Source organism: Rhizobacter sp. P3_B12, assembly GCF_056402895.1.
In genome coordinates this window covers 1-13178 of record NZ_JBFUGN010000075.1, presented here as the reverse complement: position 1 = coordinate 13178, position 13178 = coordinate 1, and the positions used below count along the sequence as shown (strand labels likewise).

10 protein-coding genes and 1 pseudogene are annotated in these 13178 nt (G+C 69.3%); 5 read left to right on the top strand and 6 right to left on the bottom strand.

All coding sequences use genetic code 11. From position 1 onward, the window contains the following. Nucleotides 1-1735: sigma-54-dependent Fis family transcriptional regulator (locus tag AC1D01_RS06840; protein ID WP_477865313.1), on the bottom strand; the 1735-nt coding region annotated here is incomplete at its 3' end. A 284-nt stretch (nucleotides 1736-2019) separates the two neighbouring features. Here AC1D01_RS06840 and adh point away from each other — a divergent pair. After that, entirely contained in the window at nucleotides 2020-3540 is a 1521-nt protein-coding gene (gene adh, locus AC1D01_RS06835; protein WP_477865312.1) for an aldehyde dehydrogenase, read from the top strand. Continuing rightward, the gene (locus tag AC1D01_RS06830; protein ID WP_477865311.1) at nucleotides 3540-3914 is read left to right on the top strand and encodes a DUF779 domain-containing protein; all 375 of its coding nucleotides are present in this window, start codon (nucleotides 3540-3542) and stop codon (nucleotides 3912-3914) included. The genes adh and AC1D01_RS06830 overlap by 1 nt, the downstream gene beginning before the upstream one ends. Here the strand turns inward: AC1D01_RS06830 and AC1D01_RS06825 are convergent. Both AC1D01_RS06825 and mobA read right to left on the bottom strand, forming a co-directional pair. After that, nucleotides 3877-4281 (bottom strand): gamma-glutamylcyclotransferase family protein, encoded by a 405-nt coding sequence (locus AC1D01_RS06825; protein WP_477865310.1) that lies wholly within the window; start codon nucleotides 4279-4281, stop codon nucleotides 3877-3879. The two genes, AC1D01_RS06830 and AC1D01_RS06825, sit on opposite strands and share 38 nt — an antisense overlap. Nucleotides 4282-4300: 19 nt before the next feature. Continuing rightward, nucleotides 4301-4891 carry a molybdenum cofactor guanylyltransferase MobA gene (gene mobA, locus AC1D01_RS06820; RefSeq protein ID WP_477865309.1) on the bottom strand — a complete coding sequence of 197 codons (591 nt, stop codon included), beginning with the start codon at nucleotides 4889-4891 and terminating at the stop codon, nucleotides 4301-4303. A 280-nt stretch (nucleotides 4892-5171) separates the two neighbouring features. Here mobA and AC1D01_RS06815 point away from each other — a divergent pair, with 280 nt between their 5' ends. Both AC1D01_RS06815 and fdhF read left to right on the top strand, forming a co-directional pair. Beyond that, on the top strand, nucleotides 5172-6905 hold the full coding sequence (locus AC1D01_RS06815) for an NADH-ubiquinone oxidoreductase-F iron-sulfur binding region domain-containing protein (protein ID WP_477865314.1): 1734 nt from the start codon (nucleotides 5172-5174) through the stop codon (nucleotides 6903-6905). Next, nucleotides 6905-9772, top strand: a complete 2868-nt coding sequence (fdhF, locus tag AC1D01_RS06810) for a formate dehydrogenase subunit alpha (protein WP_477865308.1) — start codon at nucleotides 6905-6907, stop codon at nucleotides 9770-9772. Before AC1D01_RS06815 ends, fdhF begins: the two co-directional genes overlap by 1 nt. A gap of 11 nt (nucleotides 9773-9783) precedes the next feature. On the opposite strand, the gene AC1D01_RS06805 is transcribed toward fdhF, so the two are convergent. Genes AC1D01_RS06805 through AC1D01_RS06795 form a run of 3 tightly spaced genes read right to left on the bottom strand, consistent with a single transcriptional unit; the run spans nucleotide 9784 to nucleotide 12681 of the window. Next, on the bottom strand, nucleotides 9784-11184 hold the full coding sequence (locus tag AC1D01_RS06805; RefSeq protein WP_477865307.1) for a sensor histidine kinase: 1401 nt from the start codon (nucleotides 11182-11184) through the stop codon (nucleotides 9784-9786). After that, complete coding sequence (locus tag AC1D01_RS06800; protein ID WP_477865306.1) at nucleotides 11168-11854, bottom strand: response regulator transcription factor; 687 nt, start codon at nucleotides 11852-11854, stop codon at nucleotides 11168-11170. Before AC1D01_RS06800 ends, AC1D01_RS06805 begins: the two co-directional genes overlap by 17 nt. Beyond that, on the bottom strand, nucleotides 11854-12681 hold the full coding sequence (locus AC1D01_RS06795) for a MipA/OmpV family protein (protein ID WP_477865305.1): 828 nt from the start codon (nucleotides 12679-12681) through the stop codon (nucleotides 11854-11856). The genes AC1D01_RS06800 and AC1D01_RS06795 overlap by 1 nt, the downstream gene beginning before the upstream one ends. Before the next feature lie 125 nt (nucleotides 12682-12806). Between AC1D01_RS06795 and AC1D01_RS06790 the strand changes: the two are divergent. Continuing rightward, nucleotides 12807-13178, top strand: a pseudogene (locus tag AC1D01_RS06790) (hypothetical protein); the annotation flags it as partial.

The window sequence follows — 13178 nt, the reverse complement described above, 5'->3', positions numbered from 1 at the left end:
GCGCGGGCTCGGTCGTGACGGCGAGGTGCCGCCGAGCCTGTGCCGATCCGGACAGCACGCGCTCCGGCAACTGCTCGACGCCGAGCAGCGCACCATCGTCGGCCAGCGCGACGAGCGCGCGCAGCACGTGGGCCAGCTCCCGTACGTTGCCCGGCCAGGCGTGAGCGTCGAGCCGGTCGAGGGCAGCGGGGTCCAGCGACAGCTGCTTCGCCTTCGCCAGCGGGCCGAACAGCTGCTCGATGAGCGCTCGCCGGTCGTGCCGATCACGCAAAGCCGGGATCGCGACGCGGTAGCCGTCGATCCGGTAGAGCAGGTCGGCCCGGAAGGCCTGCCCGGCACTCATCGCCGACACGTCCTGGTGGGTGGCGCAGACGAGGTCGAAGTCGACCGGGATGCCCGGGCCGCCACCGAGCGGCACGACCATGCGCTCCTCGAGCACGCGCAGCAGCCGCGTCTGCAGCAGCAGCGGCATGTCGCCGATCTCGTCGAGGAACAGCACGCCGCCGGCGGCTTCGCGGATGCGCCCCGGCATGCCGCGCCGACGGGCCCCGGTGAAGGCGCCCGCCTCGTAGCCGAACAGCTCGGCCTCGATCAGCGCTTCCGGCAGCGCCGCACAGTTGACGGCGACGAATGGCCCCTTGCTGCGGCGCGATGCCTGGTGCAGCCGGCGGGCGAACACCTCCTTGCCGCTGCCGGTCTCGCCGGTGATCAGCACCGGCAGGCCCTGGTCGAGCACCTTGCAGGCGCTGTGCAGCAGCGGCGCCGTGTCGTCCACGGCGGGCAACGCATCGTCGTCGACTGCCTTGGCGAGGGGTCGCGCCGTACTGCGTGACGCCGCCGGCCGCTCTGCGCGCTCCAGCGTCGCCGCGATCTGCCGGCCATCGGGCAGCGTCAGCAACCCGGAGCCGTGGTGAGGCTGCGACCAGCGCGCACCGATCAGTGCTTCCGCCGGCCGCTCGAGCAAGCCCGCCCACGCCGTGCCGAGCAGCCCGAGGGCGACCCGGTTGGCGGCGACGATCCGGCCCTCGTCGATAACGATCAAGCCCTCGCGCGCGGTGCCCAGCAAACCRGGCTTGGCATGGAAGCGCAGCAGGTGCCCGCTGGCCTGCGCCAGCATCAGCCGGTGCTCGACCTGCTGCGCCGCCATGCGCACCAGGCCGAGCGTGTGGTCGTTGACCTGCGCGGCTTCGCCGGAGATGTCGATCACGCCGGCGATCTCGCCGCGCCCGTTGAAGATCGGCGATGCGGCACAGCCGATCGCCCCGTTCTGCGGCAGGAAGTGTTCGCCGCCCAGCACCATCAGCGACTGGCGCTCCAGCAGCGCGGTGCCGATGGCATTGGTGCCGCGGCGCGTCTCGGACCATTCGACGCCCGGCGCGAGCGCGATGCGTTGCGCCTTCGGCAGGAACTCGGGGCTGCCGATCTCCTCGAGGATGAGCCCTGACGGATCGGTGAGGATCACGACGCAGCTGGCCCTCAGCGCGTGCTCGGTCAGGCTGTCGAGCTCGGGCTGTGCGCACGCGAGCATCTGCATGGCCTGCTCGCGGCGCTCACGCAGGTGTTGCCGCAGCAGCGGCTCGGGTTCGGCCACGGCCGGGCCGATGCCCTGGCAGCGCCGCCACGAGCGCGAGATGTGCGGCGCCAGGCCTTCATCGCCCGACAGGGCCTGGCCCTGCAGGAAGAACAGATCGCGGGCGTGCTCGACCCGCAGCGAAAGCGCCTGCGCCTCTTTCATGCTGTCTCCGATCTCGTGGGCAACGTGTCGCAGCACGCGACATGTCGCGCGACATCCTCGCACGGATGTGTCGCAGATCGCGAAACCCGACCCGCGCGTCCGGTTGTCGTCCGGTTCTGATGGGCGCGCCGATGGCGAGGGCACAGCGGGGCCGGGCGATGTCGTGGCCGCGCATCGGCCGGCCCTGGGGTAAGTACCCAGCCGAGCGGGTACGCGCGTTGCAAACCAGGTACCGCGGCGCTGCAGTGGGCGGTGCCCATCACACCCAGATCGGAGACGCAAAGATGGACAAGCTCGACCCCGGCAAGTTCGGCACCCCGGTGGACTTCAAGAAGCGCTACGGCAACTACATCGGCGGCGAGTGGACGGCGCCGTCCGGGCGCCAGTACTTCGAGAACATCACGCCGGTGACCGGCCGCCCGTTCTGCGAGATCCCGCGCTCGACGGCCGAAGACATCGACCGCGCGCTCGACGCCGCGCACAAGGCGAAGACCGCCTGGGGCAAGACCTCGACGACGGAACGCGCGAACCTGCTGCACAAGATCGCCGATCGCATGGAGGCCAATCTGGCGATGCTGGCCGCGGCCGAGACCTGGGACAACGGCAAGCCGATCCGCGAGACCACGGCGGCCGACCTGCCGCTGGCGATCGACCACTTCCGCTACTTCGCGTCGGCGATCCGCGCGCAGGAGGGCGGCGTCAGCCAGATCGACAACGACACGGTGGCCTATCACTTCCACGAGCCGATCGGCGTGGTGGGCCAGATCATCCCGTGGAACTTCCCGATCCTGATGGCGGTGTGGAAGCTGGCGCCGGCACTCGCTGCCGGCAACTGCGTGGTGCTGAAGCCGGCCGAGCAGACGCCGGTGTCGATCCTCGTGCTGCTCGAGACGGTGGCCGACCTGCTGCCGCCCGGCGTGCTCAACGTCGTCAACGGCTTCGGGCTGGAGGCGGGCAAGCCGCTCGCGTCGAGCAACCGCATCGGCAAGATCGCCTTCACCGGCGAGACCACGACCGGTCGGCTGATCTCGCAGTACGCGAGCCAGAACCTGATCCCGGTGACGCTGGAGCTGGGCGGCAAGTCGCCCAACGTGTTCTTCGCCGACGTGATGGAGAAGGACGACGCATTCTTCGACAAGGCGCTCGAAGGCTTCGCGATGTTCGCGCTGAACCAGGGCGAGGTCTGCACCTGCCCGTCGCGCGCGCTGGTGCAGGAATCGATCTACGACCGCTTCATGGAGCGCGCGGTCAAGCGCGTGGCGGCCATCAAGCAGGGCAGCCCGCTCGACCCGTCGACGATGATCGGCGCGCAGGCCTCGAGCGAGCAGCTGGAGAAGATCCTGTCGTACCTCGACATCGGCCGGCAGGAGGGCGCCAAGGTGCTGATCGGCGGCGAGCGCAACATGCTGCCCGGCCAGCTCGAGGGCGGCTACTACGTGAAGCCGACGATCTTCGAGGGCCACAACAAGATGCGCATCTTCCAGGAAGAGATCTTCGGGCCGGTGGTGTCGGTCACGCGCTTCAAGGACGAGGAAGAGGCGCTGTCGATCGCCAACGACACGCTGTACGGGCTGGGCGCCGGCGTATGGAGCCGCGACATGAACACCGCCTTCCGCATGGGCCGCGGCATCCAGGCCGGGCGCGTGTGGACCAACTGCTACCACCACTACCCGGCGCATGCGGCCTTCGGCGGCTACAAGCAATCGGGCATCGGCCGCGAGAACCACAAGATGATGCTCGACCACTACCAGCAGACCAAGAACCTGCTGGTGAACTACAGCGAGCACAAGCTCGGGTTCTTCTGATGGAAGCGAGCGCCGAGGTCCTGCGCGTGACGGCCACCGACGCGGCGCTCGCACTGATCGAGCGGCTGCAGCTGAAGCACGGGCCGTTGATGTTCCACCAGTCGGGCGGCTGCTGCGATGGCAGCGCGCCGATGTGCTACCCGCAGGGGGAGTTCATCGTCGGCGACTACGACCGCCTGCTGGGGCACATCGGCGGCATGCCGTTCTACATCAGCGGCCCGCAGTTCGAGTACTGGCAGCACACGCAGCTGATCATCGACGTGGTGCCGGGGCGCGGCGGGATGTTCTCGGTGGAGGGGCCGGAGGGGCTGCGGTTCCTGACGCGGTCGCGGCTGTTCACCGATGAGGAGTGGGGGGTGTTGGGTTCGGGGTGAGGCCTCGGGGCTGCCGCGCGTCGACGTACACCCAGGCCGACACGCCTGAAGCCAGCGTGACCCGATCGCGGCGGTAGTCGGCCACCTCGTAGCTGTCTGCGTTGCGCAGCTCTTCAGGCGTCAGCGCGAAGACCGTGCCGTCGACCCGGTCCTGGTCGCGGCCGGTGAACACCAGCATCGGGTGATGCGTCTTGCCGCTCGACTTGATGACGGCTGCGTCGTGGATCTCCAGCAGCGTCAGCGTGTAGCCCGGCAGCGCGTCCTGGGTGCCCGCCAGCGTGCGGCCGAAGGTGTCGCGCTGCACGGACTCGAGCTGCAGCGTGCCGTACGAGAAGAGCTGCTCTGTCGTTTCGGTGGAATCCGGCATGGCGAGATGGGGTGAGCTGTCAGGCGCCGCCGAGCCGGCGCAGTTCGTCGATCGTGTTGGCATTGAAGAAGGCGTCGGCATCGTCGAACAGCACGTCGACGCATTCTTGCCGCTCCAGCCAACGCTCGATCTTGCGGCCGCCCTCGGCGAGGTAGGCGGCCAGGTCGACATGCRGATCCGCCCTCAGCAGGCAGAACACCGACTGCCGTTGCCGTTCACCGGCCTCTTCGGTGACTGCCACCACCGCCCGCGCGTCGCCGGCCGCTGCAGCCAGGGTCATCACGAGATCGTCGGGAAACCGCGGCGTGTCGCAGGGCACCGTTGCCATCCAGTCGGTGCGGCAGTGGGTCAGGCCGGCGAGGAAGCCCGCCAGCGGGCCCGGGTAGTCGGTGTCGGCGTCGGCCAGCACGGGCACACCGTAGCCGCGATAGACCTCCGGATGCCGGTTGGCGCTGATCATCACCGAACCGACCTGGGGCGCGATGCGCCGCAAGGCGTGCTGCACCAGCGGCTCGCCATCGAGCGTCTGCAGGCCCTTGTCGACGCCGCCCATGCGGCTGCCCCGGCCGCCTGCCAGGATCAGCGCGGTGATCTGCTCACGTTGGATCATGTCGGCCTCGATTCTGCTGCTTTGGTCGAGCGATATCCTCGGTCAAGGATATCGACTAGGATCGCCCAAACCGGGTGAAGATGAATGCTGCGCTGCGTCAATGACGCGGCCCCTCGTCCCTTGTCCCTTGTCCCTCGTCTCCGTTCAAGCAGCGCGTCTCCACGATTCCGACATCGCTTGACCCACTGGCCGGAGCGCACCCCGCTTCGACGACGACATGACGACAACAGCCACGCGCCCCAGCGATCCCGGCACCGTGCCACTCGCTTCCGTCGACGAGATGCGCGGCCGCCTTCGCCGCAAGAACAAGCTGAAGGGACGCCAGCCGGACCACGTGTCGCTCGAGGAAGTGCAGGTGCTCATCGGCCCGGGGCCGCACCGGCGCGACCTGCTGATCGAATACCTGCACCTGATCAACGACGCGTGGAACGGCCTGCACGACCGGCACCTGGTGGCGTTGGCCCGCGAGTTGAAGCTGTCGATGGCCGAGGTCTTCGAGGTCGCAACCTTCTATCACCACTTCGAGGTGCTGCGCGGTGACGAGCAACCCGCATCGCTCACGGTGCGCGTGTGCGACGGGCTGTCGTGCGAGATGTCCGGCGCGCAGGACCTGCTCGCGCGCCTGCCGGCGCTGCTGGGCACCGCGGTCCGGGTCATCCCGGCACCCTGCGTGGGCCGCTGCGAACAGGCGCCGGTCGCGATCGTCGGGCAGGCGCCGGTGGTGCATGCCAGGGCGGCAACCGTCCAGGCCGCCGTCGATGCGGGCTCGGCCCGCCATGCGCTGYCGCGCGACGATGGCGCCTTCGACGCCGGCGCTGCCGGTGCCGCGCCGATCACCCGCGCACCGCAGGAGGTGGCACCCGCCTACGTCGGCTACGACGCCTACCGGCAGGGTGGCGGCTACGAGCTCGCGGCAGCGGTCGCGTCCGGGCAGATCCTGGCGGCCGACGTGTTGAAGGCGATGACCGATTCCGGCCTGCGTGGATTGGGCGGCGCGGGATTCCCGGCCGGGCGCAAGTGGGGCATCGTGATGCAGCAGCCGGCCCCGCGCGTGATGGCCGTCAACATCGACGAAGGCGAGCCCGGCACGTTCAAGGACCGCACCTACCTCGAACGCGATCCGCACCGCTTCCTCGAGGGCCTGCTCGTCGCCGCCGCGGTGGTGGGCACCGAGGCCTGCTACATCTACCTGCGCGACGAGTACCACGGCTGCCGCGCGATCCTCGAGCGCGAGCTGGCACGGCTGAAGGCCGACCCGCCGTGCACGCTGCCGCACATCGAGTTGCGGCGCGGCGCCGGTGCGTACATCTGCGGCGAGGAGTCCGCGATGATCGAGAGCATCGAAGGCAAGCGCGGCGAACCGCGGATGCGCCCGCCCTACATCGCGCAGATCGGCCTGTTCGGGCGGCCGACGCTCGAGCACAACTTCGAGACGCTGTACTGGGTGCGCGACATCGTGCAGCGCGGCCCGGCCTGGTTCAGCGGCCCCGGCCGCAACGGGCGCCACGGGCTGCGTTCGTTCAGCGTCAGCGGCCGCGTGCGCGAGCCGGGCGTCAAGCTGGCGCCGGCGGGCATCAGCCTGCGCGAACTGGTGGACGAGTTCTGCGGCGGCATGCTGCCCGGCCACGACCTCTACGCCTACCTGCCCGGCGGCGCGTCCGGCGGGATCCTGCCGGCGAGCCTCGCCGACCTGCCGCTCGATTTCGACACGCTGCAGCCGCACGGCTGCTTCATCGGCTCGGCCGCCGTCATCGTCTTGAGCCAGCACGACAAGGCGCGCGATGCTGCGATGAACATGATGAAGTTCTTCGAGCACGAGAGCTGCGGCCAGTGCACGCCGTGCCGGGTCGGCACCAGCAAGGCGGCCGCGTTGATGGCCGAGCCGCTGTGGGACCACGGCACGCTGGAAGACCTGAACCAGGTGATGGTCGACGCCTCGATCTGCGGCCTCGGCCAGGCGGCGCCGAACCCGGTGCGCTGCGTCCAGAAATACTTTCCCCACGAGGTGTCGTGATGAATGCGCCCGAACGAAATGTCCTGATCCCCGGCGTCGAGTTCACGCTGGACGGCGAGTCCGTCCAGGCCTTCGGCGGCGAGACCATCCTGCAGGTCGCCGATCGCGTGGGCGTGAGCATTCCCCGCCTGTGCTACACGCCGGGCTACCGGGCCGACGGCAACTGCCGCTCGTGCATGGTCGAGATCGACGGCGAACGCACGCTCGCGCCGAGCTGCTGCCGCGCGCCGACCGCCGGCATGAAGGTGCAGGCCACCAGCGAACGCGCCGTCAGGAGCCAGAAGATGGTGCTCGAGATGCTGCTCTCGGACATGCCGGCGCAGGGCCACAAGTGGATCGGCGACGACGCGACCCGCCAGCACGGCGAGCTCAGCGACTGGGCCTCGCGCATGGACGTCAACGTGCGCCCCGCGCTGGCGGCGATCGCCCGCGAGCAGCCGGCGCCCGACCTGTCGCATCCGGCGATGGCGGTGAACCTGGATTCGTGCATCCAGTGCAACCGCTGCGTGCGCGCGTGCCGCGAGGAACAGGTCAACGACGTGATCGGCTATGCCTTCCGCGGGCATGACAGCGCCATCGTGTTCGACCTGCAGGACGGCATGGGCGACAGCACCTGCGTGGCCTGCGGCGAGTGCGTGCAGGCCTGCCCGACCGGTGCGCTGATGCCCAAGAGCCACATCGGCGCGCAGGAGGTCGATCGCAAGGTCGATTCCGTCTGCCCGTTCTGCGGCGTCGGCTGCCTGCTCACCTACAACGTGAAGGACGAGCAGATCGTCAGCGTCGACGGGCGCGACGGCCCGGCCAACCACAGCCGCCTGTGCGTGAAGGGCCGCTTCGGGTTCGACTACGCCCACCATCCGCAGCGCCTGACCAAGCCGCTGATCCGCAAGCCGGGCGTGCCCAAGCATCCCGATGCCATCGGCGACCCCGCCGACTGGAGCGAGGTGTTCCGCGAGGCGACCTGGGAAGAGGCGCTCGACCTGGCCGCAAGCCAGCTCGCCGCGTTGCGCGACACGCACGGCCTGAAGGCGCTGGCCGGCTTCGGGTCGGCCAAGGGCAGCAACGAGGAGGCCTACCTGTTCCAGAAGCTGGTGCGCACCGGCTTCGGCAGCAACAACGTCGACCACTGCACGCGGCTGTGCCACGCGTCCAGCGTCGCGGCGCTGCTCGAAGGGGTCGGCTCCGCGGCGGTGAGCAACCAGGTCAACGATGTCGAGCATGCGGGCCTGATCCTCGTGATCGGCTCGAACCCGACGGCCAACCACCCGGTGGCGGCCACCTGGATGAAGAACGCCGCCCAGCGCGGCACCAAGATCGTGCTCGCCGATCCGCGCATCACCGACATCGGGGGCCACGCGTGGCGCACGCTGCAGTTCAACGCCGACACCGACGTGGCGCTGCTCAACGCGCTGATCCACACGGTCATCGACGAAGGCCTGGTCGACGAAGACTTCATCGCGCGGCGCGCGAACAACTTCGAGGCGCTGAAGGAGAACGTGAAGGGCTACAGCGCCGAAGCGATGGCGCCGATCTGCGGCATTCCGGCGCAGACGATCCGCGAGGTGGCGCGCGAGTTCGCGACCAGCAAGGCGTCGATGATCCTGTGGGGCATGGGCATCAGCCAGCACGTGCACGGCACCGACAACGCGCGCTGCCTGATCGCGCTCGCGACCGTCACCGGCCAGATCGGCAAGCCGGGCAGCGGCCTGCACCCGCTGCGCGGCCAGAACAACGTCCAGGGCGCGAGCGACGCGGGGCTGATCCCGATGATGCTGCCGAACTACCAGCGCGTCGACAACGTGGACGCGCACGCCTGGTTCGAGAAGTTCTGGAACACGCCGCTCGACGACAAGCCCGGCTACACGGTGGTCGAGATCATGCACAAGGCGCTCGCGCCCGAGACGGATCCGCACAAGATCCGCGGCATGTACATCATGGGCGAGAACCCGGCCATGAGCGACCCCGACCTCAACCATGCCCGCCATGCGCTGACCTCGCTCGAGCACCTGGTGGTGCAGGACATCTTCATGACCGAGACGGCCTGGTACGCCGATGTCGTGCTGCCCGCCAGCGCCTGGCCGGAGAAGACCGGCACCGTCACCAACACCGACCGCATGGTGCAGATGGGGCGCCGCGCGCTGACGCCGCCGGGCGATGCGAAGCCCGATCTCTGGATCATCCAGGAGATCGCGCGGCGCATGGGCCTGCCCTGGAACTACCAGGGGCCGGAGTGCGGCGTGGCCGAGGTCTACGAGGAGATGCGCCAGGCGATGCACACCGCCATCAGCGGCATCAGCTGGGAGCGCATCGAGCGCGAGCAGAGCGTGACCTACCCGTGCCTGACCGACGACGATCCGGGCCGGCCGACCGTCTTCATCGACACGTTCCCGACCCGCGACGGCCGGGTCAAGCTGGTGCCGGCGGACATCATTCCGGCCAACGAGCGGCCGGATGCGGATTTCCCGTTCGTGCTGATCACCGGCCGGCAGCTGGAGCACTGGCACACCGGCAGCATGACGCGGCGCGCGAGCGTGCTCGATGCGATCGAGCCGGTGGCCACCGCGTCGATGAACGGCGGCGACCTGCGCAAGCTGCAGGTCAACGCGGGCGACGTGATCACGGTGAAGTCACGGCGTGGCGAAGTCGCGCTGAGCGTGCGGCGCGACGATGGCACACCCACCGGCACCGTCTTCATTCCGTTCGCCTACTACGAGGCGGCCGCGAACCTGCTGACCAACGCGGCACTCGATCCGTTCGGCAAGATCCCGGAGTTCAAGTACTGCGCGGTCGCCGTCACGGCCGGCGGTACGCCGGCGGCCACGGTGGGCTACGGTCGCGAGGGGTTGCCGGCGGAGAGCGTGGCCTGATGGCGTGAAGCTCACGCCATCGGCGCCGGCCTCGACACGACGACACGCAGCCCCGGATCCGCCCGGTACGCGCCCAGCGACCACCCATGGGCCACCGCGATCTCCTGGCAGATGGCCATGCCGAGCCCGGCCCCCTGGTCGCGGCGATGGTGGCCGCGCCAGAAGCGGGCAAAGATCTTCGGCAGCTGATCCTGCGGAACGCCCGGCCCCCAATCGCGCACCGACAGCGTCGTGGCGTCGACCTCCACGCTCACGAGCGTCCCCGCCGGGGTGTGCTGGATGGCGTTCTCCAGCAGGTTCTTCAACAGCGTGAACAGCGCGCCACGATCGGCCGTCCAGCAGACGCCGACGGCCTGCTTCGGCAGCTCCACGCGCACACCCGCGGCATTCGCCATGCGCTGCAGGTAGGTGGCAGCCTCGTGCACCACCTCGCGCATGTCGACGGTGACGGGGTGATAGTTCTGCGCTTCACTCGCCTCAGCCAGGTGAAGCAGTTGCTGCACCTGCCGGCTCATGTGCTCGACGTCGCCCAGCAGCATGCTGCGTTCGGCCGACGGCGCGCCGAGCTCGACCTGTGCACGCACCAGTGCGAGCGGCGTCTTGAGCTCATGGGCCGCGGTCGCCAGGAACTCCTGCTGGATGCGGTAGCCCTGCTCCAGGCGCTCGAGAACCCGGTTGAAACTCTCCACCAGCGGCGCGATCTCGCGGGGCACCGCGTGGGCCGGCAGTCGCGCGTGGATCGAGCGTGGCGAAATCCCGGCGGCGGATTCCGAGATCCGTCGCACCGGCTTCAGCGCATAGCGCAGCGTGATGTAGACGCAGGGGCCGAAGACGAAGAGCAGGACCAGGCTGAACAAGGTGATGCCGGCCCCCGTGAAGGGCAGCGCGAAAGCCTGGTAGATCAGGTGCAGGAAGCGCGTGCTGACCGCAAACTGCATGTACCAGACCTTGCCGTTGCGCTCCACGATCTCGGTGGCGCCACGCATCGCGACCCCGTCGCGCTCGAACTCGAAGCGCCCGCGCTCCAGCCGGCGCGAGGCCCCGGCCTCGGGCCAGAACGCCACCCCGGCGGTCGAGAACAGCACCACCTTGCCCGAGGCATCCAGCACGCGGTAGGCGGCCTCGTGCTGCAGGCTGTCGAAGATCCACCCGAGCTTGAAGTCGTCGTCGATCTGGAAGTCTCCATGGCGGTCCAGGCGCCCGTCGCCGATGCCGACCGGGACGCCCGCGCTGTCGAACCGCATTTCGCCGGCCAGGTCCCGGGTGGTGCTGGCCACGTCGAAGCCGGACAAGGCGTCGCCTTGCGAATGCACGATCGCGGCGGAGGCCACCATGAGCAGCACGATGCTCAGCACCGCACCGATGACGTAGGCGAGCAGGACCTTGACGCTGAGGCTACTCAGCCAATTCATCTTCACGAAGCGCATAGCCGATGCCTCTCACATTGATGATCTTCTGGCGCGAACCGATGGCGCGCAGCTTGCGGCGGATCCGGTGCAGGGCCACGTCCAGCGCATTGGGCGTGACCGGGTCGCGCAAGCCCCAGGCCACCGCTTCCAGCGCCGAGCGGCGCACCGTGTCGCCCCCCTTGCGGGCGAGCAGCAGCATGATCTGCATCTCGGAGATGGCGAGCGACACGCACTCTTCACCGCAATGGAGCATGCCCTCGGCGGGCCGCAGCTGCAGGTCGCCGTGTCCCGGCTCGGCCGGCACCAACCCCGACGGGCGGCGCAGCAACGCGCGAACGCGTGCCACCAGCTCGTCCATCGCGAAGGGCTTGGGCAGGTAGTCGTCGGCACCGGCGTCCAGGCCCTCGACGCGATCGCTCAGTGCATCGCGTGCCGTCAGCAGCAGGCAGGGAATGCCCAGCGTCGAGTCGCGCAGCCGCTTCAGCAGCGACAGCCCGTCGCCATCCGGCAACCCGCGGTCGAGGACCAGCGCGCCGTACGGCATCTGCTGGAGCGCGGACCAGGCCTCATCGATGCGCTGCACGCTGTCGACGGCGATGCCGGCGGCGCCCAGGCCGCTGCTGACCAGTTGCGCCAGCCGCTCGTGGTCCTCGACCAGCAGGATCCTGCTCATCAGAAGCTGTACATGTAGCCCAGGAGCACGCGGTTCGTGCTGGAGCGGCCCACGAGCGGGCTGTCCTTGATGCGCTTCGAGAGGCTGGTCGCCGCCACGTCGAGCATCAACGCGTTGTTTCGATCCAGCAGGTACATGGCGCGCACGCCGAGCTCCACGTTCACTCCCGCGGCGCCGGCATAGGCGGCGCGCCCGGTCGTCGCTTCGTCGGCCCGCACGCCGTAGTAGTAGTCCACGTACTGCCTGTCGAGCCAGTGGGCCGTGAGGTGCGGCATCAGCATCACCTGCCGGCCCGCCCGCCACTTCTTTTCCAGGCCCAGGCTGAAGCGCTGGCCGTTGCTGTGGCCGGCGGTGTCCGCAAGCCACAGCGCGCTGACATCGACGAGATCGTTCTCCCATTCGGCCTTGGCGCCCGCCCAGAACCCGGACTTGCGCTCGGCCATGCCGGCCAGGATCGGCGCGTCATCGGCCTCGTAGCCGCCGAATTCCTTCTTGCCCACGATGGCGAAATTGAGGCGGTCGGACGCCCCGAGCTCGAGGCTGGGGATCTTCACCTCCAGGCCCAGGCCGCCCACTTTCACGTACTCGTTCTCGAAACGGATCATCGGCAGCGCCTTGGTCTCGCGGTCGATGCCCTTGTAGGCCTTCTGCGAGTTGATCGCGGCGATGCCCAGGCCCCAGCCGTTGCCGCCGGGGCCGCCCTTGCCTTGCCCGGGGCCGTCCGGGCCACCCGGGCCCGGCGGCTGGGCCGTCGCGTTGAAGGCAGCGCCGCACAGGGCGATGACCAGTGCGAACAGGCCGGGGCCTGGCGGGTGAGGGAATGACATGGGGTGCCTTGGAAGGTCGTTGAGTGGCCGGGATCATTCCCGGTGGAGCCTTACAGCGCACTTTCCGGGGCGGCCCCGCCAGGCGACCCGTGCGGAAAGGAGCTGGAAAGACAGGCACCGCGAGGATGGCGTCGGCCGTGCGTGGCCAGGCAACCGACAAGCGAAACGTCTTCATGAGCCCTCAGGAGTCCCGGCGCAGCGAACGTCAACGACGCAGCAGCCCGCCAACGAAAGAACGAGCCGCGCTCGTCGCCACCGCCTTGCTGCTGGCCGGCTGTGCAGCCGCACCCGGGCAGGCATCCCCGGACAGCACCTTGCCGTCGCTGCCGCTGCAATGGCACGCGCCGCTGCCGCACGACGAAGCACATGGCGGCGACAGGGCCGAGCTGAGCCGCTGGTGGGCGCAGTTCGACGATCCGCTGCTGCTGCGCTTGATCGAGGCCGGCCAGCAGGTGAGCGCCACGCTGGCGCAGGCCGGTGCGCGCATCGCCGATGCG